General features: G+C 51.9%; 21 protein-coding genes. 7 read left to right on the top strand and 14 right to left on the bottom strand.

Annotated elements, in window-relative coordinates; all coding sequences use genetic code 11:
• Positions 1 to 4: 4 nt before the first annotated feature.
• Genes gatA through FRZ59_RS00835 form a run of 10 tightly spaced genes read right to left on the bottom strand, consistent with a single transcriptional unit; the run spans position 5 to position 9,306 of the window.
• On the bottom strand, positions 5 to 1,468 hold the full coding sequence (gene gatA / locus FRZ59_RS00790) for an Asp-tRNA(Asn)/Glu-tRNA(Gln) amidotransferase subunit GatA (RefSeq protein ID WP_225975126.1): 1,464 nt from the start codon (positions 1,466 to 1,468) through the stop codon (positions 5 to 7).
• A complete protein-coding gene (locus tag FRZ59_RS00795) occupies positions 1,449 to 1,628 on the bottom strand; it encodes a Sec-independent protein translocase subunit TatA/TatB (protein WP_225975127.1) in 180 nt (59 codons plus the stop codon). Before FRZ59_RS00795 ends, gatA begins: the two co-directional genes overlap by 20 nt.
• Before the next feature lie 26 nt (positions 1,629 to 1,654).
• Positions 1,655 to 1,888, bottom strand: a complete 234-nt coding sequence (locus FRZ59_RS00800) for a Sec-independent protein translocase subunit TatA/TatB (protein ID WP_132127755.1) — start codon at positions 1,886 to 1,888, stop codon at positions 1,655 to 1,657.
• Positions 1,889 to 1,924: 36 nt separating this feature from the next.
• Positions 1,925 to 3,166, bottom strand: coding sequence for a murein hydrolase activator EnvC family protein (locus FRZ59_RS00805; protein ID WP_158640476.1), 1,242 nt, complete (start codon positions 3,164 to 3,166; stop codon positions 1,925 to 1,927).
• Positions 3,167 to 3,177: 11 nt separating this feature from the next.
• The gene (lolB1, locus tag FRZ59_RS00810; protein ID WP_132127753.1) at positions 3,178 to 3,966 is read right to left on the bottom strand and encodes a lipoprotein insertase outer membrane protein LolB1; all 789 of its coding nucleotides are present in this window, start codon (positions 3,964 to 3,966) and stop codon (positions 3,178 to 3,180) included.
• Positions 3,959 to 5,683, bottom strand: coding sequence for a tetratricopeptide repeat protein (locus tag FRZ59_RS00815; protein ID WP_132127752.1), 1,725 nt, complete (start codon positions 5,681 to 5,683; stop codon positions 3,959 to 3,961). The genes lolB1 and FRZ59_RS00815 overlap by 8 nt, the downstream gene beginning before the upstream one ends.
• Positions 5,684 to 5,728: 45 nt before the next feature.
• Positions 5,729 to 6,160 carry a dUTP diphosphatase gene (gene dut, locus FRZ59_RS00820; RefSeq protein WP_132127751.1) on the bottom strand — a complete coding sequence of 144 codons (432 nt, stop codon included), beginning with the start codon at positions 6,158 to 6,160 and terminating at the stop codon, positions 5,729 to 5,731.
• A gap of 6 nt (positions 6,161 to 6,166) precedes the next feature.
• Positions 6,167 to 7,648 carry a lipopolysaccharide biosynthesis protein gene (locus FRZ59_RS00825; protein ID WP_132127750.1) on the bottom strand — a complete coding sequence of 494 codons (1,482 nt, stop codon included), beginning with the start codon at positions 7,646 to 7,648 and terminating at the stop codon, positions 6,167 to 6,169.
• Positions 7,649 to 7,656: 8 nt separating this feature from the next.
• Complete coding sequence (locus tag FRZ59_RS00830; protein WP_132127749.1) at positions 7,657 to 7,953, bottom strand: acylphosphatase; 297 nt, start codon at positions 7,951 to 7,953, stop codon at positions 7,657 to 7,659.
• 24 nt (positions 7,954 to 7,977) lie between these two features.
• Positions 7,978 to 9,306, bottom strand: coding sequence for an amidohydrolase family protein (locus FRZ59_RS00835; RefSeq protein ID WP_132127748.1), 1,329 nt, complete (start codon positions 9,304 to 9,306; stop codon positions 7,978 to 7,980).
• On the opposite strand from FRZ59_RS00835, the gene rlmN reads away from it, so the two are divergent.
• A complete protein-coding gene (rlmN, locus tag FRZ59_RS00840; RefSeq protein ID WP_132127747.1) occupies positions 9,305 to 10,390 on the top strand; it encodes a dual-specificity RNA methyltransferase RlmN in 1,086 nt (361 codons plus the stop codon). The two genes, FRZ59_RS00835 and rlmN, sit on opposite strands and share 2 nt — an antisense overlap.
• Positions 10,391 to 10,462: 72 nt before the next feature.
• Entirely contained in the window at positions 10,463 to 11,428 is a 966-nt protein-coding gene (locus FRZ59_RS00845; protein WP_132127746.1) for a GDP-mannose 4,6-dehydratase, read from the top strand.
• A gap of 169 nt (positions 11,429 to 11,597) precedes the next feature.
• On the opposite strand, the gene FRZ59_RS00850 is transcribed toward FRZ59_RS00845, so the two are convergent.
• From FRZ59_RS00850 to FRZ59_RS00865, 4 genes are read right to left on the bottom strand one after another with little or no spacing between them, the layout of a single operon-like run.
• Positions 11,598 to 12,467 carry a lysylphosphatidylglycerol synthase transmembrane domain-containing protein gene (locus FRZ59_RS00850; RefSeq protein ID WP_132127745.1) on the bottom strand — a complete coding sequence of 290 codons (870 nt, stop codon included), beginning with the start codon at positions 12,465 to 12,467 and terminating at the stop codon, positions 11,598 to 11,600.
• 4 nt (positions 12,468 to 12,471) lie between these two features.
• Positions 12,472 to 13,404: a glycosyltransferase family 2 protein gene (locus FRZ59_RS00855; protein ID WP_132127744.1), complete on the bottom strand. Its 933-nt coding sequence runs from the start codon at positions 13,402 to 13,404 to the stop codon at positions 12,472 to 12,474.
• Entirely contained in the window at positions 13,401 to 15,026 is a 1,626-nt protein-coding gene (locus tag FRZ59_RS00860; RefSeq protein WP_132127743.1) for an ArnT family glycosyltransferase, read from the bottom strand. The genes FRZ59_RS00855 and FRZ59_RS00860 overlap by 4 nt, the downstream gene beginning before the upstream one ends.
• On the bottom strand, positions 15,026 to 16,471 hold the full coding sequence (locus FRZ59_RS00865; protein ID WP_132127742.1) for a glycine--tRNA ligase: 1,446 nt from the start codon (positions 16,469 to 16,471) through the stop codon (positions 15,026 to 15,028). Before FRZ59_RS00865 ends, FRZ59_RS00860 begins: the two co-directional genes overlap by 1 nt.
• Positions 16,472 to 16,549: 78 nt before the next feature.
• Here FRZ59_RS00865 and FRZ59_RS00870 point away from each other — a divergent pair, with 78 nt between their 5' ends.
• The 5 genes from FRZ59_RS00870 to FRZ59_RS00890 all read left to right on the top strand — a co-directional run bounded on the left by FRZ59_RS00870 (position 16,550) and on the right by FRZ59_RS00890 (position 22,208).
• Complete coding sequence (locus FRZ59_RS00870) at positions 16,550 to 17,245, top strand: ATP-binding cassette domain-containing protein (RefSeq protein WP_132127741.1); 696 nt, start codon at positions 16,550 to 16,552, stop codon at positions 17,243 to 17,245.
• A 127-nt stretch (positions 17,246 to 17,372) separates the two neighbouring features.
• A complete protein-coding gene (gldF, locus tag FRZ59_RS00875; RefSeq protein WP_132127740.1) occupies positions 17,373 to 18,107 on the top strand; it encodes a gliding motility-associated ABC transporter permease subunit GldF in 735 nt (244 codons plus the stop codon).
• On the top strand, positions 18,101 to 19,777 hold the full coding sequence (gldG, locus tag FRZ59_RS00880) for a gliding motility-associated ABC transporter substrate-binding protein GldG (protein WP_132127739.1): 1,677 nt from the start codon (positions 18,101 to 18,103) through the stop codon (positions 19,775 to 19,777). The genes gldF and gldG overlap by 7 nt, the downstream gene beginning before the upstream one ends.
• A gap of 47 nt (positions 19,778 to 19,824) precedes the next feature.
• The gene (dnaN, locus tag FRZ59_RS00885) at positions 19,825 to 20,946 is read left to right on the top strand and encodes a DNA polymerase III subunit beta (RefSeq protein WP_132127738.1); all 1,122 of its coding nucleotides are present in this window, start codon (positions 19,825 to 19,827) and stop codon (positions 20,944 to 20,946) included.
• A gap of 539 nt (positions 20,947 to 21,485) precedes the next feature.
• Positions 21,486 to 22,208 carry an EcsC family protein gene (locus FRZ59_RS00890; protein ID WP_132127737.1) on the top strand — a complete coding sequence of 241 codons (723 nt, stop codon included), beginning with the start codon at positions 21,486 to 21,488 and terminating at the stop codon, positions 22,206 to 22,208.
• Positions 22,209 to 22,224 lie beyond the last annotated feature (16 nt).

Consider the following 22,224-nt stretch of genomic DNA (forward strand, 5'->3'; position numbering starts at 1 on the left):
AGCGTTAAAAATTGCTATTGGCAAAAGCCAGCAGGTCCTGCTCGCCAAACTTGCGCCCTATCAGTTGCAGGCCTACGGGTAAACCGTCAGGATGTGCGCCTGCAGGGATGGAAATGGCAGGCAGGCCGGCAAGCGAGGCCTGTACGGTAAAAATATCCGCCAGGTACATCACAATGGGGTCGTCTGTTTTTTCTCCCAAGCCGAAAGCCGGTGTAGGCGCTGTGGGAAGAAGAATGAAATCATAGTTTTCCAGGAGGCTGAAAAGCGCGTCGCGGATGAGACGGCGTACCTTCTGGGCTTTGGAATAATAAGCGTCGTAATACCCGGCGCTCAGGACAAAGGTACCCAGCATGATGCGCCGCTTTACTTCTTCCCCGAAGCCTTCCGTCCGGGATTTCTTATAGGTGCTTTCCAGGTTTTCCGCCGAAGGGCTCCGGTAGCCGTAATGTACCCCGTCGTAACGGGCCAGGTTAGAGGAAGCTTCCGCCATGGTGAGAATGTAGTAAGCGGGGACCACAAAATCAAGATAGGGAAAATCGCATGCCTCTGCGGTATGGCCCAGTTCCCTGAGGCGGGAGATCTGCGATTCCATGCAGGAACGAACGCCTTCATCCAGGCCGGGGCTTTCAAATGCTTCCTTGAGATAGGCGATCTTTGCTTTTCCCTTGAATTCCAGTAAACTGCTGTAAGCAGGTACTTCCCGGGCGGAGGAAGTACTGTCGGCGGGGTCTGCTCCGGCAATCACTTCCAGGATCAGTGCAGCGTCTTCCACCGAATGCGTTAAGGGGCCCACCTGATCAAAGGAGGAAGCATAGGCGATAATACCGTTACGGGAAACGCGGCCGTAGCTCGGTTTCAAGCCTACCACACCGCAGAAGGCCGCAGGCTGCCGCACGGAGCCGCCTGTATCGGTCCCCAGCGCAGCCTGGCAAAGGCCGGCCTGTACAGCCACAGCTGAGCCGCCCGAGGAACCGCCCGGAACCCGGGACGTATCGGCTGCATTTAAAACAGGACCGAAAAAGGAGGTTTCGTTAGAGGCGCCCATGGCAAATTCATCGCAATTAAGCCGGCCGATGATAATGGCGTCTTCCTGCAGGAGGCGCTCTACTACGGTAGCTGAATATACAGAGACAAAGCCGTCGAGCATACGGGAGGCCGCAGCGACCCGGTGATCTTTAAAACAGATATTGTCTTTAAGGCCAATGATAAGCCCTGCCAGCTTACCGGCCGTTCCTGCCAGTATCTTTTCCTGGATGACGTTCGCCCGGGAAGCGGCCTCTTCTGAAAAAACTTCAATAAAAGCGTTGAGATGCTGCCTTTCCCTGATCCGGGAAAGGTACTGATCTAATAGTCCGGGTAAGGTAAGGCGGCCGGCAAAGATGTGGCTCCTTACTTCCCTGATCGAGGAATCAATTTTCAAATCTTCTGTTGAAGGATCCTCAAACTGATTACTTCTTCTTGTCTTCAATACTGTTGATGGTATTCTGAATTTCTTCACGAACGCCGCTGGAGGCGTCTTTGAACTCCTTCATTCCCTTTCCCAGGCCGCGCATCAATTCAGGGATCTTCTTCCCTCCGAAAAGCAATAGCACAGCCATGCCGATCATCAATAATTCTTGCGTTCCCACGACAATGAAAATTTATCGGTTTAACCTTACTGCTGAGGTTGTGGAGCGGACTGCTTTTTGGCTTCGGATTTTTTCACCGAATCGTCCAGTTCTTCCTTCATACCATCCTGTGCGTCCTTAAACTCGCGTACACCGCGACCCAGGCCGCGCATGAGTTCAGGAATCTTTTTCCCGCCAAAAAGCAACAGTACGATCAGCGAGACAACAACGATCTCACCGGCACCAATCCCACCTAAAAACAAAAGACTGTTATGAAACATGTTGAAAAAGTTTATAATACAAATATACGACAAAAATTATCTTCCGTACAACCAATACTCCGGATTCAATTTGACCGTGCCTTTCCATAGCTGGAATTCCACTTTCGTGCCTTCATCGGGAGAAGTGCGCACCACGCCTAGCGCCTGTTTCAGGATAACTTTGTCTCCCTGCTCTACCAAAACAGATTTCAGCCTGGAATACACGGTAAAATATTCCCCGTGTTTCACGATCACTGCGAGGTTACCGCCAATCTGCACAATGCTGGTAACTTCTCCTTCAAATACTGCCCGGGCTACCGCTCCCGGATCGGTTTTTATACCTACTCCAAGGTTATCCACGATCACGTTTTCCAGCACAGGATGTTCCTGCCTGCCGAACCTGGATACGATCACCCCGGCTTCCACCGGCCAGGGAAGCTTCCCGCGATTATTGGCAAACCCTGCCGACAGCGCCTTGGCTTCCGGTGTTAAGGCAAGTGCGGAAGAACCCCGGCTAACTTCCGGCGCCGGCGCTTCTCCCCGGGCCTTCGCGGCTGCTTCCGCCTTCCGTCGGGCTTCTTCAATTTCCCGCTTGATCGCCGCAGTAATGGCAGCATCCAGGCGCCGGGCTTCCTGCTGCTGGGTGGCCAGCTTCTCTTTCAGCGTTTCCTCCTTATCCTGGAGCTGGCTCACCACGGCGGACTGCTGCTGCTTGTCCTGGTTAAGTACGTCCCGCTGCTTTTCGTTTTCGGCCAGCAGCTTTACCTGGCGGCTCTTGTTATTCTTCAGTTTTTCGATTTCCGCATTGAGCGCTGCCTGCGTTTCTTTAATGTATCCTGCCTGTTTGCGCCGGTATTCCCCGATGTCCTGCAGGTAACGGATCCTCCTGAAAGCCTGCTGAAAATCTTTGGCGGCGAAAATGAACATCAGCTTTGAATAGGAATTTTTATTCCGGAAGGCAAAACTCACCATAGAGGCGTATTCTTCCTGGAGTTTTTCAAGTTTTTCCCTCAGGGAAGCGATCTGGCGCTGGTTCCCGTAAATTTCATTATCCAGGACGTTTATCTGGGAATTGACGTTATTGATCAGCTTCTGCCGGTTCCTGATCTGGGAGTTCAGCGCCTGCAGTTCTTCCAGCGAGGCCGACTTATCCTTTTGTGTTTCGTTAAGTATACGCTGGGTATAGGCGATATCCTTTTCAAGCTGCTGCTTTCGCTTTTCCAATTCGGCCCTGGTTTGCCCGTATCCTGCCAGGGATACAAGCAGCAGCACTACAATAACGCTAATACTTTTAAACAATGCCTGCATATTTATTGCATCCGTTTATACCGCCCCGGAACCGTGAACGGAAAGTCCTGGGGTTCATTCAGAGAAAAGGTATCATATGTTAAATGGATACTCAACTCCTTTTCTGACGCATCGGAAGTAAAGCTCACTGAACGCGGGATCCATTTTCCGCTGCGATTTTCAAAGTTATGATAATCGACGTTAAAATTTCCGCCGCTCGCTTTTTCCCGGATAGAAATTTTCTCTACTTTATAATCCTGGTTAAACCGGAGCAGGTAACTGAACAACTCTTCCACCCCTTCCAGCCGGTAGCCGCCGGGCATTTCCCATAACTGCCCCTTGCTCTCCATCAGGTACCGGGGCGAATTTCCTGTCAGGGCGGATTCCAGCAGGGCGAAACTGATCCCGGGATGCACATGTTCTCTTAAATAATCAAGGTCCTGGCTGACATAGGTACGTTCCAGCCTGTTAAAGAACTTTATGCTATCCGGAGTGATCATGGCCCGTGCTACCTCCAGGCCAAGGATGGCGGTAACCGAAGCCCATATCACCTTATCCTTTTGCATACGCAGGTTCAGGCTTACCTGGTAGTTCCTGTTTCCGTCTGCGATCTCCGCCTTTCCGCGTGCAGCCAGCCAGGAGAATTCCAGGTCGGAACGTTGAACGGCTTCATGGAACGCACCCACTTCCTTTTCCTTCCGCACGAGACGATCGCCTGCGTCCGCCCGGCCTTCCACGGCTTTTTTCCTTGTCTTACATCCTCCTGCCAGCAGCAGCAAAAGGATAAAGCAAGTCAGATATCTTTTATTCATATAATTCCTTCTCTCTGATCTTTTTGTCCAGCAGGCCCGACTTCCCGCCCAGTTCTTTTGCTTTATTCCACATGTTTACCGCTTCTTCTTCTTCGCCAAGGCGAAAAAGAATATCCCCGTAATGTTCCATGAAAGTAGGGCTATGGGGAAAGCCCTCGATAGCCTTTTCTATCCATTTGCAGGCCTCCTCGTAATTCCCTGCTTTATAAAGTACCCAGGCATAGGTATCCTGATAAGACACGTTACCGGGCTCAAGGCTGATCGACTGCCTGGACATTCGCTGCGCTTTTTCCAGGTGTTGCTCTCTTAATGCCAGATAATACGCGTAATTATTCATGATAAGACTATTGGAGCGGTCAAGCTGCAGAGCAGCCTCAAACGCCCTGTCGGAAGCAGCGTGATTCCCGGTAGCATGGTAAGCATCCCCCAGATTGGAATAAAACTGGAGCTTGAGTGCGGAGTCGCCGGCCAGCTCCAATCCTTTGTTCAGGGAAGCAACCGCCTCGCGATATTTTCCAAGCTGCATATTGGCAACCCCGTTAAAAAGATAAAAATCTGCCTGTTCCGGAAAATATTCCAGGGCTTCTTTACTGGTTTTCTCTATTCCCTGGAAATTATCCTGCGCTATTTCAAGCCGGAGAAGCTGTTCCCAAAGAAGGAGGATATTTTTTTCGTATTTAACCGCTTCGCGGTACGCATTACTTGCCTCCGCTTGCTTGTCCTGTTGCAGCAGGATATCGCCTGCTACGGCATAGGCCCGCGCGTCGCGCGGGTAAACAGCCATCAGGATGCCGGCCAGTTCTTCGCCCTGATCCCATCTGGCCAGGCTATTGCCGGGCTTTATATAATTATCAAGCAGGATCTTGATCTTGGCGTCAATCCTGAGGCCGGGGGAACGGAATGCTCTTTTCAACTCGTCGAAGGAATCTTTATACTTTCCGTTCGTACGGTAATGATCAGCCATAGCCAGCCGTGCATACCCGTTTTCAGGCTCGATTTTAAGCGCTTTCTTGTACGAGTCCAAAGCCTTTCCCGGTCGGTTGCCGGCATCGTATAATTCCCCCAGGATAAGGTAATAACGCGCTTCGCCCGGGTATTTCCTGATAAGCCCGCTGATCTCTTCTACGGCTTTGTCCGTTTCGCCTTTTTTAAGGTAAACGCGCTGCCTGGCCAGGGTTAACTCGGTACCGGGGCCTTCCGCTGCCTCTATTTGTTCATACACTTCCAATGCCTCGGATGCGCGGGAAAGCATCAGTAAGGCATTGGCTTTATTATAATAGTGATCCATGTTCCCCGGCTGAAGCTCGATCAGGCGGTTAAAGGTCTCCACGATCGCTTCGTATTTACCTTCTTTTTGAAGGAGATCCGCCTTGAAGCCCAGGTACCAGGGCTGCCGGTCATTCATGGCAATCGCATTATTAATCATCTTTAATGCTTCCTGCTCCGCTCCCCGGCTGTAGTGAAGGATCGCCAGCTCGTACCAGGCCGCGTCCCCGGCTGGGTTTAACTGAACACATTTGGAAAAGTGCCCAAGGGCTGCTTCTGTATTACCCAGGGTTTTTGCTTTAAGGCCGGCGAAGAATTCGTTGGAGAACAGCATGCTGTCTGGCTCGCTCATGCCGCGCATGACAGGCGCACTCCCGCGGGGCTTTTCCTGCGCGGAGCCGTATGTCCCTGAAAGGGCAATACCCAACACGATCAGCAATGGTATCCTCATCTCAAAATAACTTCCTGCCCCCGGTGATTATTGTTCATATTTTGATTAAACGCCTGTATGGCCATACCCTCCGGCGCCCCTGGTGGTATCCGTCAGCTCCGCCGCTTCCTCCCAGCCGGCTGTTTCGTGCCGGGAAATGACCATCTGCGCGATACGATCGCCGTTGTTCACGGTGAATTCGGTGTCGGAAAAATTTATCAGCAGGACTTTGATCTCTCCCCGGTAATCGGCGTCAATGGTTCCGGGCGAATTCAATACAGTGATACCCGATTTAAAGGCCAGTCCGCTTCTCGGGCGGATTTGCGCCTCGTAGCCATCCGGTAGTTCCATAAACAATCCCGTTGGAATTATTTTGCGCTCCAGGGGCCTGAGCGTTATTCCTTCTTCCAGGAATGCCCGGAGGTCCATCCCCGCGGAACTTTCGGTTTCATATGCGGGCAGGGGATGGGAAGAACGGTTAATTACTCGTATTTTCATGCGTGCTTATTTTCTGTTTAACATCCGCTTAATATTCTTTTGCTCCTTCGCGTAAATGAAACCTACGTAAAGCAGCAATAATAAGTTTCCGGCCCAGATATTACTGTCCATTACCGTGAAAGATAAAAAAGCCAATATAATTGAAATGCCAATATATTGAAGATTTTTTTTCAGCTCATAGGGAATGGGATAATTCCGCTGGCCCAGTACATAAGATAACACCATCATAAAGCCGTACGCGCCCAATGTTGCCCAGGCAGACCCGATATAGCTATACCGTGGGATCAGCCATATATTAAGCAGGATGGTACTCAGAGCGCCCAGCCCGGAGATATAAAAGCCGAAGCGGGTTTGGTCGGATAATTTATACCAAATAGACAGATTCATATAAACGCCCAGGCAAAGATACCCCAATAGCAGAATGGGAACTACGTTAAGGCCTTCCCAGTATTCGCTCCCGATGAAATATTTAAGCAGGCTGATATTGGTGATGATCGCCAGGAAACAAGTGGCCGAGGCGATCACAAAATACCGCATGATCACCGCATAAGTTTGCCGGGCGCCGGCCGCGGCGGAATGACTGAAAAAAAAAGGTTCGGCTCCCAGCCGGAAGGCCTGGACAAAGATATTCAGGAAAATAGCCAGCTTTGAGCAGGCTCCGAAAATACCCAGATCGCGCATGCCTTGCTGGGCGGGAAGCAGAAAACCCATGAGAATGCGGCTGATATTTTCATTAATGATAAACGAAATATTTGCGATGAGTATGGGCCAGCTATAGGCCAGCATCTTTTTCATTAGTTCCAGGTTGACCCTGAACCTGACTTTTAATAACTCAGGCGTAAGCAGGAGAAAGGTAAGAGCGCTGGCGGCAAGATTGGCAATAAACACATAGCCGATCCAATCGGCGCCGTAGAGCTGCTGAAGTGTATCATGAAATGCCCATTTCTCCCGGATAGCATACGGAACTACCACGATCAGGAGCAAATTCAGCAGGATAAAAACAGCGATATTGAGGAACTTGAGCAGGCTGTACCGCACGGCGCGTCCTTCTGCTCTTAACCGCGCGAAAGGCAGTACCGCCAGGTTGTCAAAAAACACGATCCATGCAAAAAGGCGAATGTAATCTGTGTATTCGCCGGCGGGAACCAGCAGGTCCTTTTGCATCAGGGCGGCCAGCCCCTGGGCGTTGGCGAAGCTGCCAGCCAGGAACAAGGCGGATAAAGCGCCCACCAGCAGGAAGCCGTTGGAGTAAACCGCCTGCTTGTCATCGTGCTTCTGCAGGTACCGGAAATAAGTGGTTTCCATCCCGAAAGCAAGAAGGGCATTGATCAGCGCAGCCCAGGCGTACATTTCGGTAAAAATGCCGTAAACCTCCTCCTGGTACACGCGGGTGTACAGCGGAGTGAGCAGGAAATTCAGCAGCCTGGCCGCAATGGTGCTGATCCCGTAAATGGCGGTTTGCCCTGCAAATTTTCTATAAACAGACAAAAAGAATGCTATTTAGGGCCAAAGATACCTTTTTTTCGAACTACGAAATCACTGAATCCCTGCAGCACCTCGCTTTCCTGTACCTCCACGTTTTCCACGCTGGCCCGTTCCGGCCCCTCATGGCACCATTCAAGGAACTGGTCCAGGTTTAGCGGGATCCCCTCGGCTTCGGCATACACAGAACCATCCGGCTCATTCCTCACAAAACCGGTAATACCCAGCTGGTTGGCTACGGCCTTTGTACTATCGCGAAACCAAACGCCCTGCACCTTCCCGGTGATCCGTATATTAAGATGTTTTTTCATGTTACTTTATATTCAAAAGCAGGATCATTCGCTACCCTGCTGCCAGCGGCCTTCCTGGCTGGCTGCCCCGGTCTCCCCGGTTGGCCGGCCCGCCTGAACCAGCGGTGTTACACGCGTATTTTCGCCGGGCCGCAGGCCGTCCAGGCCGCTAAGCAGGTTAACCCCGGGCTTCTTTCCCTTTTTAAAGCTCCCCAGGTGTTCCCAGCCAAAGAATTCAGCGCCGTTCCGCGTAGCCCATTGCAACAATTGCTCCAGGCTGATCCCCGGAAAACGGCCGGCAATCGTTTTCATTTCCTCCAGGATGCTGAGACGGTCATTGGATGCAAGACTATCGGTCCCCAGCACCAGGTTAAGCCCTTGCTCAACAAAAAGGGGAATGTCCGGAAGCCGCTGTTCAATATACAGGTTCGCATTCGGGCAAAGGCACCACCAGGCATTGCTTCCCTTGCTGGCCAGCGCTATATCTTCCGCACGTGTATAGGTATTATGTACCAGGAGTATTTTTCCGGACTCCCCCAGCCAGGGAAGCCAGGCAGCAAGCGCGGCGCAGCCATAAGGACGGAAAAAAGAAATATCAATGCCGAATTCGCGGTAGAGGCGGTTAAAATCCCCGCTCCCATCCCCGTAAAAAAGATCCTCCTCTGCGCTTTCCTGGTTATGAATGGAAAACAGTTCAGGCCCGCTGCCGTTTGCGGCCTGGCCGGCAATAAGTTCGAATAACTTTCTGGAAACGGAATAGGGCGAATGCGGCACAATTCCCGCCCTGCTGCCGGGCGCCGGGCCGAATCCGGAAGCGGCGGGAGTGCCGGATGCATGGACGCCGGGAGAAGCCGTGCCCGTGCCTGACCCCGGGCCTGTGGTAAAAGCTTCCTTTAACCTTACCGCGTCAGACAAGATCTTCTCCGCCTTGCATGGGTCAAAACCAAACACTTCCAGGAAGGTATGGTACTGAAGCCGGGAGTTATGCTTCAGGGAGAACGACAGGTTGGAATTAGCAATATCTCCAACAGCGACAATGCCGCCGGCAAGCATTTCACTTTCCGCCTGTTCCATTGCGGCGATAACTTCTTCCTCCGGAAAATGCCTTGAACGCTGAAGCTGCAGAATAAAATCAACCAGGCCCCTGCCCTTCTGCACCAGGCCCTTCATTGGAGAAAGTTCCAGATGGCAATGCGCGTTGATAAATCCTGGCGTAAGCACCCCCTCCATATATTCGGCATCGGCATTTTCACTTCCCGTGTCCGGGCCTGACAGCAGGAGGTCAGCTACCGCGCCGTCCTCTTCCAGTACCAGCACGGCACCGGGATGAAGCCTGCTTCCGTCAAATACCCAGTCAGCTGTCAGCTTTCGCATGTTCAAAGGTACAGAAATTCCGTACCTTTGCACCGTGGAAACCTTGCGGGAAAAGAAAGATATACGTGTGCTGAGCCTGGAGCGGCTGAAAGAAGTGTTTGCGGAAATGGACGAGCCTGCTTACAGGGCCGTGCAGGTTTACGAGTGGCTGTGGAAAAAGCCGGTTTTCACTTTTGAGGCCATGAGCAACCTTCCGAAATCGCTTCGCCAGCGGCTGGAAGAAAGTTATGCCATCCGCGCCGTAAAGATCAACACTTCGCAGAAAAGCACTGATGGTACGGTAAAAAGCTCCTTCCGCCTGCATGACGGGAACCTTATTGAAGGCGTGCTGATCCCTGCCGAAGAACGGATGACCGCCTGTGTTTCTTCCCAGGTTGGCTGCAGCCTTACCTGTAAATTCTGTGCTACAGGATATATGGAGCGAAAAAGGAACCTGGATGCCGCCGAGATCTATGACCAGGTGGTGCTAATAGACCGGCAGGCGCGGGAAACCTATGGCTTACCGCTCAGCAATATCGTGTATATGGGCATGGGCGAACCCCTGCTGAATTATAAAAATGTAATGGCTTCGGTAGATCGCCTTACGTCGCCGGACGGCCTGGGCCTCTCCTATAAAAGGATCACTGTGTCTACGGCCGGCATTGCCAAAATGATCCGGCGGCTGGGCGACGACGGGGCTAAATTCAACCTTGCGCTTTCCCTTCACGCTGCCAACGACCGGAAGCGCAATGAAATAATGCCCATTAATGAGCAAAATTCCCTGGAAGCCCTTCGCGACGCCCTGAAATATTATTTCGCGGCAACGAGGAATCCTGTTACCTATGAATATATTGTGTTTAATAACTTTAACGATGAGCTGGCGGATGCGAAGGAGCTGGCCTTCTTTTGCAAACATATTCCCTGCAAGGTAAATATCATCGAATACAATCCTATTGAGTTCGCCGATTTTAAAAATACCGGCGAAGATAAGCTGGACGCATTTGCCGCCTACCTGCGGAAACAAGGAGTGAACGTGAACATCCGCCGGAGCCGGGGAAAAGATATTGACGCTGCCTGCGGCCAGCTTGCCGTGAAAGAGAAATAAGAGATTATTATTATCTTGGCCGCCTGTTAAGTTGACACAGCAGTTAGCGATAAAAAAATAAATTCTTTTTAAATGAACCACGTTCTGGTTACAGGCGGCGCAGGTTTTATCGGCAGCTCTCTTTGCGAACATTTACTGAAGGATCCGGGTGTAAAAGTCACCTGCATCGATAATTTTGATCCATTCTACCCGGAAAGCTTTAAAAGGAGGAATCTGTCGGAACTCGAAAAGAATCCGCGGTTTAAGCTTGTGGAACAGGACATATCCGAACTGGGCGACCTCGAAGTATGGCTGCCTGATGACTACGATGCTATTGTTCACCTGGCCGCCAAGGCAGGTGTGCGCCCCAGCATCCAGCAACCAGCGCAATACCAGCAGGTAAACGTTATCGGGACGCAGAATTTGCTCGACTTTGCACGTATCCGCGGCATTAAACAATTTGTATTCGGCTCTTCCAGCAGCGTTTACGGCATCAACCCGAACGTTCCCTGGCGGGAAGAGGAAAAACTAATGCCCATCAGCCCCTATGCTTCCACCAAATTATCGGGGGAAATGATCGGGCACACGTATATGCATTTATACGGCATCCGCTTTATCGCTTTGCGCTTTTTCACCGTCTACGGACCCCGGCAACGGCCCGATCTGGCTATACATAAGTTTACCCGGGATATTTTCCAGGGCGATCCCATCACGGTTTATGGCGACGGGAGTAGCAGCCGCGATTATACTTACGTGGACGATATTGTGCAGGGAATACTGGCGGCGGTCAGGTATGACCAGTCTTCTTTCGAGATCATTAACCTGGGCAATCACCAGGGGGTGCGGCTTAGTGAGATGATCGAAACGATCGAAAAGATAAGCGGCCGGAAGGCGACCATTGACCGGCGCCCCGAACAACCGGGCGATGTACCACAGACGTACGCCGATATTTCAAAAGCCGGCAAATTGTTGAATTACCATCCTAAGACAAATTTCGAGCAAGGTATCCGCCGGTTTACCGCATGGTTCGAAGAGAACCAGGATTGGCTGCTTCTTTAGCGCTGGCCTGCACCGCAACCGGCACAAAATCTACCGCCGGACCCAAGCTTACCACCCGGCGCAAACCTACTGCCGGGCCCAAACTTACCACCGGCGCAAAATCTACCGCCGGGCTCAAACTTACCGCCCGGCAAATAGCCCGGTACTCCGCCGCACGCCGTCTCCGGCCTTATTTCCTGAGCAGTTGTTGCGTATTAAAACTGAAATAGATGCCGCAAAGGGATGTCAAGGCGGTAATGCCAAAAAAGAGGAGGCTAATGGCTACCGCCTGGTGAGCATCCAGCCCGAAATATCTAGCACCAAAGAGAAATACCACCTCCCTTGCCCCCACGCCTCCGATAGTGACCGGCAATACCGCGGCAACCGAAGAAATAAAAAATATTAACAGGTAAGCCTGGTATTCTTCGCGGATTCCCAGCGAAAGCATGATCAGCAGCACGCAAAATGTCTGGGCCAGCTGCACGGCCAGCGAATACCAGTTGGACACGGCCAAATTCGCCCGAAAAATTGGGAAAAACCGCCGGATCATGAATTTATAGACCAGGAAAACCAGCAACGCTCCGGCAATAGCCGCCGCTTTGACCCCGAATGGAGCGTCAACAAAAAGCAGCAGCAAAAAGCAGAGGGAACAAATCGCCGCCAGTCCGCTTAACCTGTCGAGCAGAACCGCCTGGAAAAGCTTTTTCCCCGGTACCTCGTAATGTTTATTCAGCAGGTAGATCTTGTATCCGTCGCCCCCGATCCCTCCCGGCAGGAACAGGTTATAGTACATGCCTAAGGCGTACAAACGCAGGTTGATCTTTTCCTCCAGGACCAGGCCCGTGCAGCGGAAATACGTGTTCAGCCGTAGTGAAGAAAGCGCTTTTGAGAATATAAAGAAGACTGCCGCCAGCAGCAGCCATAAGGGATGGGCCGTTCTTAATTGGGCCAGCAGGGACTGAAAGTCGATTTTCGCAAACACAAACCACAGGGCCGCGGCGGTCAGCAAAAGTTTAGCCGCCGTGAACAAGGTTTTGCGTAAGCGGGGCGCTATCTGCATAGGATCAGCCCCCTTCGTAGACCCGGCGGATCCGGTACGTCTTTTTCCCCTGCGATTCGTAATACGTCCTGACAGTCACCTCCGCGATAAGGCCGATCGTGATGAACTGGATCCCTCCCAGCAGCAGAAGGACTCCTAAAATAAGGATGGGCTTTCCCCATATATCGTGGCCCATGATCTTCAGCACAAGCAGGTAAATATTGATCAGCGCGCCAACGGTGAAAGCGGCAAGGCCTATGGGGCCGAAAAGGTGCATGGGCTTCTGCATGTACTTCTGAAAAAAAAGCATCAGCATGAGATCGGCGCTTACCTTAAAGGTCCTGTTGATCCCGTATTTGGAACGCCCGAACCTGCGGGGATGATGCTTTACGTCCACCTGTACGATGCGGGCTCCCTGCAGCTGGGCCAGCACCGGGATAAAACGGTGCAATTCCCCGTAGAGGCCCAGTTCCGAAGCAATTTCGCGCCGGAAAACCTTTAGCGTGCAGCCGTAATCCCTGATGTGTACATCGGTAAGGTTCCGGATAATAAAATTGGCCGCCTTACTGGGCAATTTTCGCATGACCATGCCATCCTGCCGGTTGGCCCGGTTCCCAGCCACTACGTCACAATCTTCCTCCAGCATTTTCCGGAGCATCATGGGAATATCCGAAGGATCGTTCTGCAGATCCCCGTCCATCGTGGCGATAAATTCACCCCGCGCATGATCGATACCCGCGGTCATGGCCGTGCTTTGCCCGTAGTTCTTACGCAGTTCCAGCAGCGTGATCCTGGCATTGGCTTCTTCGCGGATTACCTGCCGCGTCCGGTCTGTAGAACCGTCGTCGACAAAGATCACTTCATAATCGATATCCTGAAGAGCCTGGCGGATAGCCGCCACCAGCGGACGGATATTTTCCTCTTCATTCATAACGGTGATGACAACAGATAAAGTCATAGCTCGCTGCCTGTTTTTACCGGATAAAATTTAACCAGGACGTAACGGATCCCGTTGTATTCAAAGCCGCGAAGCTCCTCATGGGGCAGGCCGGCTACTCTTTCCCCCGTTGAAAAATACAAAGCATCGTAGTCCGTAACATGATCGGTAAGTGCTACCGTTTCTCCCCTTTCCCGTTCCAGGTAATAAAGGGAACGGTGGACCTCCACGCTGGAAGTGCCGGGCTGATAATAAAAATAGAGATCATTCCCTTTGCTTTCCCTGCCAATTTCCTGCAGGGCTTCCATTTGCTCCTTCAAGCCATTCCCGGCAAACCGTTCCGGCAAGCTAAACCAGCTGAATCCTAACCGGAATACAGCAAGTACGCAGGCAAACACCAGGATCCGCTGCGCGGGAAGCCGGATCACCAGGAAAGACAGCAGGAGCAAAAGCAGGAACAGAACAGTTGCCTTCAGATAGATCCAGGGTATCACCGCCGTTCCAAGGTCCGCAAAGGGCAGATAAAGCGTGCCCAGGCAAAGAGCCAGGGTTACCAGGATGAACAGGCCGTCAAACAGTTTTCTCCAAAAATGGGCCTCCCGGGCAAATCGCACGAAACCATAAGCGATCAGCGTGAAAATACAGGGATAGAGCATGAAAATATACTTCGGCATCGTGGCCGGCGAAAGCCAGTAAACCACGATGTTCCCCAGCAGTATCAGCAGGTTGAACTTTAAGAATGGATTGGCCATTACTTCCCGCAGAAAGCCTTTCCTGAAACAGAAAACCACCAGCAGCCCCCAGGGCGCCATGTGCAGCAGGCTTTCGAACGGAAAACGCAGGAAGAAAGAAATACTGTTCCAAACGCTTTTCTCCACTACCGTACGCTGAATAGACTGATCCCAGAGCGTAGCCACATAGCCGTCCAGGGAATTGGACCGGGAATATACCCAGAAATAGCCCGTAAGCAGCGCGGCCAGGAACAGGAAGCCGGTAATATGCTGTATGCTGAACAAACGCCTGAATTCCTTTTTGTACGTATAAAATACCAGGAGGGTAATGCCCTGGAAGAGAAAGGAAGGCAGCCCTTTCATCATAAATCCGAGGAAAGTAATGAAATAAGTAAGGAAAAAAAGCAGCCAATATTTCTTTTTTTCATCGAAATAAATAACCGCCATAAAGCCCAGCCAGGTAAGCCAGGAATAAAGCACGTCAATATGCCCGAACAGCGAATCGTAGGTAAGCAGCCTGCCGTTGGTCATCCAGAAAATGGCGGCCAGCGCGGCGATCTCCCGGCCCAGGTAACGTTTACTGAACAAATAAATGCTTGCGCCAAACAAGAACAGGGGGATCATGGCCGGCAGCCTTGTCACGAATTCCGAAAAATTGCCGCCAAGATGATAAGCGGCGGCCAGCACCCAATTGTAAAGCGGCGGCTTATTATAGTAATACGCTCCGCCCAGTGTGGACACAAGGTAGTCGCCGGAAAAGATCATTTCCATGGACACCACCGCCCGCGTAGGCTCGTCCGAATGAAGGGGCAGCAAGCCCAGGTTAATAAAATAAGCGGGTATCAGCAGAGCCACACAGCAGGCGGCCAGCAATAAAGGGTTTTTCTGCAGATAGCCGGCCAGTTTATTCATTACTGCAATAGTGTTTTCCAGCTTACCAGCCTGCCGATGATATCATGAAGCTGCTGAACGGGTACGCGTTCCTGCTCCATGCTGTCCCGGTGCCGGATCGTTACCGTATCGTTCTCCAGCGATTCATAGTCCACCGTTATGCAGAAAGGGGTGCCAATGGCATCCTGGCGACGGTAGCGTTTCCCGATGGAATCTTTTTCATCGTACTGCATATTGAAATCCAGCTTAAGGCTATCCATGATGGCACGTGCCTTGTCGGGCAGGCCGTCTTTGCGTGTTAGCGGAAGCACGGTGGCCTTGACCGGGGCCAGGGCGGGATGGAATTTCAACACTACCCTGGAATCGTTCTCCAGCTGCTCTTCCGTATAGGCATTGCAGAATACCGATAAGAACATGCGGTCAAGGCCAATCGATGTTTCTATCACGTAAGGCACGTAGTTCTTATTCAGTTCGGGATCAAAATACTGCATTTTCTTCCCGGAGAATTCCTGGTGCTGGCTTAAATCGAAGTCGGTACGGGAATGGATCCCCTCCACTTCCTTGAACCCGAAGGGAAATTCGTATTCAATATCCACCGCGGCATTGGCATAATGGGCCAGCTTGGCATGATCGTGGTACCTGTACCGGGCCTGGTCCGGGCCGAGCGCCAGGTGCCACTTCAGGCGGGCTTCTTTCCAATGGGCATACCATTCCAGTTCGGTGCCGGGACGAACAAAAAACTGCATTTCCATTTGTTCGAATTCCCGCATGCGCATAATGAACTGCCGGGCGATCACTTCGTTCCGGAAGGCTTTGCCTATCTGGGCGATCCCGAAAGGGATCTTCATGCGGCCCGTCTTCTGCACGTTCAGGAAATTCACGAAGATACCCTGGGCCGTTTCGGGCCGCAGGTAAACCACATCATTTTCGCCGGCCGTAGCGCCCATGCGCGTGGAGAACATCAGGTTGAACTGCCGGACGTCCGTCCAGTTACGCGTCCCGGAGACGGGACAGGCAATCTCATGTTCCTCGATCAGCTGCTTAAGCCCGGAAAGGTTGTCGGCTTTCAGAAAGCCTTCCATCTGCTCCCGGAGCTGCGCGGCTTTTTCGGTCTTGCCTTCTTTTTCGTATTTGGCAATCCGGTCTTCCAGCAGGTTATCAGCACGGTAGCGCTTTTTAGAATCCTTGTTATCGATCATGGGGTCGTTAAACCCGTCCACATGGCCGGAAGCTTTCCAAATTTCGGGATGCATGAAAATAGCCGAATCGATACCGGTAATATTTTCATTCATCTGCACCATGGCCTTCCACCAGTAGGTTTTTATATTGTTTTTGAGTTCGGCTCCGTATTGCCCGTAATCGTATACAGCGCCTAAGCCATCATAGATCTCACTCGAAGGAAAAACAAAGCCGTATTCCTTTGAATGTGCAATTATATTCTTAAAAAGCTGTTCCTTGTTCTGCATGCTGCAAAGATATTTTTATTTTTGGAATTGCCTTGCCCGTACGCTGTATATTGCGTCGCCGGACGGGCGTTGTAAAACATGATAGAAGTTCAGGAACTCACAAAAAGGTACGGGAAGCAACTGGCGGTGGACCACATCAGTTTCGGGGCCTCCGGAGGCAGCGTAGTGGGCCTGCTTGGGCCTAACGGCGCCGGCAAGTCAACGACCATGCGGATGCTGGCGGGCTATATCCCTCCGAGTTCCGGGACAGCCAAAATAAACGGGTATGACGTGGTAAGACAATCCATGCTGGCCCGGAAAAGCACGGGGTACCTGCCGGAAAACAATCCCCTGTACCCGCATATGTATGTGAGGGAATACCTTGGCTTTATGGGCGCCCTCCACGGAATGAACAGGAAGAAGCAGCGTATTGAAGAGGTTATCGGCCTGACAGGCCTGGGGCCCGAAAGCCATAAAAAGCTGGGACAGTTATCCAAGGGCTACCGGCAGCGCGCCGGCCTGGCGCAAGCCCTCCTTCATGATCCGCCGGTGCTGATCCTGGACGAGCCTACTTCAGGGCTTGACCCGAACCAGCTGTCGGGCATGCGGCAGCTGATCAGGGACCTTGGAAGGGAAAAAACGGTGATCCTTTCCACGCATATCATGCAGGAGGTGGAATTGCTCTGCAAAGACGTGCTTATTATTAATAAGGGAAAAATAGTAGCGGATGATGAACTGAAGGCGCTGACCGCAGTGCGCAGCCTGGAAGAAGTATTCAGGGAACTGACCCGCTAGCCGGAGAAACCCGCTAGCCTGAGAAATCCGTTGCGGAACGGCGTAACAGCAGCCCGGCAAAAATTGAGCGACAACAACAGGCAGGGAAAAGCCCCGGAAGCGAATCCGGAAATTTAATTTAACTGATTTGAAGGTACTGGCAATTCTGCGTAAGGAAATAAACGAGTTTTTCAGCTCGTTAACCGCCTATATTACCGTTTCTTTGTTCCTGGTTACTATGGGCCTCTTCCTTTGGGTATTCCCGGATACCAGCATCCTGGAATATGGCTATGCTTCGCTGGAAAGCCTCTTTTCGGTAGCTCCCTGGGTTTTTATTTTCCTTCTGCCCGCCATTACCATGCGCTTTTTCGCGGAAGAGAAAAGAATGGGTACGTATGAGCTACTGGCCACCGCGCCGGTAAGCCATTGGCAGGTTATCCTGGGAAAATTCCTGGCCGGGATCCTGCTGATCCTTTTCTGCCTGCTTCCTACCCTGGTCTATTATTACACAGTATACCAGCTGGGGGCCGTAAAAGGCAATCTGGATTCCGGCGCCATTGCCGGCTCCTATATTGGATTATTATTGCTGGGAACAGCCTTTTGCGCCATCGGGCTGTTTGCGTCCACCCTGAGCAGCAACCAGGTAGTCGCCTTTCTGCTGGCCGTTTTCCTTTGCTTTTTTTCCTGGTCCGGCTTTGATTCCATCAGCCGCATGACTTCCCTGGGGGCGATCGACTTTTTCCTGGTGCAGCTGGGCATGTACGAACATTACCAGTCCCTTAGCCGCGGCGTCGTGGACACGAGGGACCTGGCGTACTTCGGCAGCTTCACCTTGTTTTTCCTGCTGCTTGCAAAATTAAGGCTGGAGGGAAGAAAATGGTAAAGCGTTCATTAAGGAACCTGCTGCTATGGACAATTTTGCTTATTGCGGGCAATATTATCCTTTTCCGGAATTTCACCCGGTTTGATCTTACTGCGGACAAAAGGCATACACTTTCGGAGACCACCAGGCAGCTGCTTGGAAAACTGGAAGGTCCGCTGGTTATCAGGGTATTCCTGGAAGGCGATCTCCGTACGGATATCAAAAGGCTGCAGTCCGCGGCGTCGGATCTCCTGGATGAATACGGGGCCTGGGCCGGAGGGAACCTGCATGTGGAATTCATTGATCCGCTGGAAACCGCGGACGGTGGGGAAGGAAACGCTGCTTATGAGGAGTTAGCAGAGGCAGGGCTGGAACCGACAAGCCTGAATATCCGCCGGGAAGAGGGAACGCTGCAAAAGATCATTTTTCCGGGCGCTTTACTGTATTACCAGGGAAAACAGCTGCCTGTGAACTTCCTGGGTACGCATTTCCAGACCCGCTCTTCCGCGGAAAGCATTCATATCGCCATTCAAAACCTGGAATTCCATTTCAGCAATGCCATTGAAAAGCTGCTCAGCGGCGAAAGAGAGAAACTGGGCTTTTTAAGCGGGCATGGCGAACTGGACGGCAGGCGCATCATTGATATAACCGGCACGCTCAACCGGGCTTATGACGTAAAGCAGGTTAACCTGAAAGAAGAATCGCTTTCCGGCCTGGACACCTATGCCGCGCTGATCCTCGCCAAGCCGCTGGAGGCATTTTCCGAAAGTGAAAAATACAAACTGGACCAATACCTTATGCACGGCGGCAACCTGCTGATCTTCATTGACCAGTTCAATGCCAGTCTTGACAGCATGCGGGCAAGGGGAAATATGCTGGCCCTGCCGCTGGACCTGAACCTGGACGACCTGTTCTTCCGATACGGCTTCAGGATCAATTACGACCTGGTCAGGGACATGAATTGCGCACCCATCCCGGTAGTGCTGCAAACAGGCGCGCAGGGGAATCAGCAGCTGATGCCCTGGGTATATTTCCCCCTGATCTTTCCCCGCTCGCCACATCCGGTGGTCCGCAATATAGACCCCATCCGGCTGCAGTTTGCCAGTTCCATAGATACCATTGCAAGCGAAGGGGTCAGGAAAACCATCCTGCTGAAAACCTCTCCCTATACGCAGAAGGCCGCGGCGCCGGTTTATCTTTCTCTGGAAGCAATACAGGAAGCAGCCGATCCTAAGGCTTTTAACAGCGGGGAGGTACCGGTGGGAGTGTTGCTGGAAGGCACCTTCACTTCCGCTTTTACTAACCGTGGACGGGAACTATTTGACCAAAGCCTGCCCTTCCGGGAAAAAAGCAGGGAAGCCAGGATCATTGCCATAGCCGACGGAGACCTCCCGGCTAATGAAATAAGCGCCATAGACGATAGTTATTTCCCCCTGGGCTATGATAAATATACCCGGCAGACCTTCGGCAACAAGACCTTTGTACAGAACTGCGTGGATTACCTGAGCGGAAAAGCGGAACTCCTGCAGCTGCGCCGCAAGGAAATGGGACTGCGGATGCTGGACCGGCAGCAGGCGGCTGTGGAAAGCATGCGATGGAAACTGATCAATACCGCGCTGCCCGTCGGGCTGGTACTCCTGTTCAGTTTAACTTACAATTCCTTAAGGAAACAAAAATATGGCCGCCGCTGAATTTCTTATAAATTTGCCCTATATTTAGCCACTGAAATCCGCAACATATGAGGTTTATTGTTTCCACATCAGCTTTATTAAAACATCTGCAGGCCATTAGCGGCGCGCTGAGCAGTAATACCGTTTTACCCATTCTTGAAAACTTTTTATTCGAAATACATGATGGTTCGCTGAGGATCTCTGCTACCGATTTGCAGACGTCCATGAGTACCAACCTGCAGGTGGAAGCCAGGGACAGCGGAAAGATCGCGATTCCCTCCCGTATCCTGATTGATACGCTTAAAACCCTCCCGGAGCAGCCGGTCACCTTTACCATTAATAATGAAACCCACGCCATCGAGATCAGCGCCGGCGAAGGCAAGTACAAACTGGCCGGTGAAGACGGGGATGACTTTCCGAAAATTCCCGTTATTGAGAATGCTTCCTCCATCAGCCTGCCTGCCGACGTACTGACCAACGCGATCACCAAAACATTGTTCGCCGTTTCCAATGACGAATTACGGCCGAACATGACCGGTGTTTACTGCCAGATGGCCGGCGGAGAAATCATTTTTGTAGCTACCGACGCCCATAAGCTGGTTCGTTACACAAGAAAGGATGTATCTTCAGAAGCGGCTTCTTCTTTTATTATCCCGAAAAAAGCGCTTACCCTGCTTAAAAACACGCTCCCGGATGATGATTCTACCGTGAGCATTGACTACAACGCGAGCAATGCCTTTTTCCGGTTCGGGCAGCTTCACCTGATCTGCCGGCTGATAGACGAAAAATATCCGGATTATGAAGCGGTGATCCCCGCCAATAATCCCAACAAACTCACCCTTGACCGCAGCCAGTTCCTCAACTGCCTGAAACGGGTGGTGATCTATTCGAATAAAACCACGCACCAGGTGCGGCTTAAAATATCGGGAAGCGAACTAAGCATTTCCTCGGAAGATCCTGATTTCGCGAACGAGGCTTACGAACGGCTGACCTGCCAGTACGAAGGCGAAGACATGGAAATAGGCTTCAACGCCAGGTTCCTGATAGATATGCTGGCTACGCTTGATTCGGATGAAGTCGTGGTGGAAATGTCCACCCCTAACCGCGCCGGCCTGATCATTCCTACTAACCAGGATGAACAGGAAGATATCCTGATGCTGGTGATGCCGGTGATGCTGAATAATTATTAGTATCCGGCTCTCCGCGACCAGGGCTTTTTAGAATATCCCGCGCGACGCGGATTTTGCTGCGCCCGCGCGCGACGCGGATTTTGCTGCACCCGGACTCGCTCAGGTGATTCTCCGTGCCGGAGAATCAACATCGCTCGCTCGGGCACAGCAAAATTCCGCTGGCCAACGCACGACAATGTCACTCTTCACTAGGACTGATAACAGCAACACCTTGATAGTTATACAACAATACTTGCGGGGAGTGAGGCTGAAGGTTTTGAAATGCCAGGGCGAGCGATTTTTGATTTTTAGGGCGGGCGCGTGCAGCGAGCAAATTTGATTGTTTTTTGTGCGGGAGGGGGCCGCAAAATTTTGCTGTGCCCGAGCGAGCGATGTTGATTCTTGCGGCCGCCCGCAAGAATCGTTTGAGCGAGTCCGGATACAGCAAAATTTCAGAGGCCTGCGGGCAGGAATCGCCTGGCCGAGTCCGGGTACAGCAAAATTCCACAGGCCTGCGCGCAAAGGCCTGGCAACCTTAGTAACACCTGGTATTAAAATCGATGAATACTTACGAGGAACAAGCATTACGGCAGCTGGGGAAATGGCAGGCGGATATGCAGGCGCATCCTTCGTTCACCAGCAAGGTATCGGGAAATATCCAGGGCCGTATCAACCGGGCCATTCCGGAGAAAGTCCATGAAGTGATCACTACATCTATCAGGCAGATGACCCGGGCGGTATTTTACGGGGCGGGCTTTGCCAATCCTAAACCGCTCAAAAATGCATCCCTTCGTGTGAGGGAGCATCGCGTACAAGGCAGGATCCGGTTTTACCGGAACGCGGCAACCGCCGAAGGCGCGCTGACCGGCGCGGGCGGTATCCTGCTGGGCCTGGCCGATTTTCCGCTGTGGCTCGCGCTTAAAATGAAGCTTTTGTTTGAGATTTCGGCTTTGTATGGCTTCGATGTGAGCGACTACCGGGAAAGGTTGTACATGCTTCATATCTTCCAGCTTACCTTTTCCAACCAGCAGCAGCGCAACAAGGTATATGCTACCCTCGCCGACTGGGAGGGCTACCTGCAAAGCCTGCCGCAGGATATCAACGCCTTTGACTGGCGCAGCTTTCAGCAGGACTACCGCGATTATATTGACATTGCCAAGCTTATCCAGCTGATCCCGGGAATAGGCGCAGTGGCCGGCGCTTATGTAAATCACCGGCTTACGGAGAAGCTGGGCGACTATGCCATGAACGCTTACCGCCTTCGGCTTATTCCGAAACAATAATTAGAGGCATTGGCAA

It is taken from the genome of Anseongella ginsenosidimutans, assembly GCF_008033235.1.
GTDB classification, from domain to species: Bacteria; Bacteroidota; Bacteroidia; order Sphingobacteriales; family Sphingobacteriaceae; genus Anseongella; species Anseongella ginsenosidimutans.